Consider the following 729-nt stretch of genomic DNA (forward strand, 5'->3'; position numbering starts at 1 on the left):
TATGATGGGTATATACGTCAGAGTACATTAGAACAACTGCAAGACTGTTATGAGACTGCACTTTTTCCAGCTTTATTATTTCGGTTAAGTGACTATGTTCCAATTAACCAAAAGTTGGCAGCTATACACTTGCAACGGTGGAGTCAAAGGCCTGAATTTAGTCGGCTCTGTGTTGATTATTTTTTAGATATTGCGGCGATACAAAAGCGAATACGCGTTGTTACTGAAGTTGAAGAATTATTATTGAAAGAGGTTGCTAATAATAAAAGTTATTTGCAAGACACCTTGATTTCATTACAAGGAGAACTTCCTCGTATTTTGTTGGTTTATATCAAAAAATACCAATGGGTTGAACATGATTACTTGATTGAATTATGCAAAGTTGCGAAAGACCAAATAGTCCGTAAATTTTGGCTTGATTTTATTATTCAAACTCAATCAAATCATGAACTTATGATTGAACTCCAAACTTTAAAATTTCGAGATGTACAGTATCGTTTATTTGATGTCTTGTATCATAGAGGTGTTTTAACAACGGATGATTTAATTAAGCTTTGGCACAGTCATTATTTATCTATAATGGATTATGCATATTTTGCTTTAAGGCAATGTCAATTTGATTTTAAAGAATATTTTACTCAATATTCTATTGATAGTTTAAACCGACAACAGCTGAAAATTAGAGCTTTTCAATGGATTCTATGGAAAGGTGATTTACCTCATTTTTTT

At 31.8% G+C, this 729-nt stretch carries 1 pseudogene; it reads left to right on the forward strand.

Features of this window, described 5'->3' with window-relative positions:
- Positions 1-729: pseudogene (locus GBI16_RS18780) on the forward strand (hypothetical protein); the annotation flags it as partial.

The sequence above is a fragment of the Acinetobacter sp. TUM15064 genome, from assembly GCF_008980265.1.
Taxonomy (GTDB): domain Bacteria; phylum Pseudomonadota; class Gammaproteobacteria; order Pseudomonadales; family Moraxellaceae; genus Acinetobacter.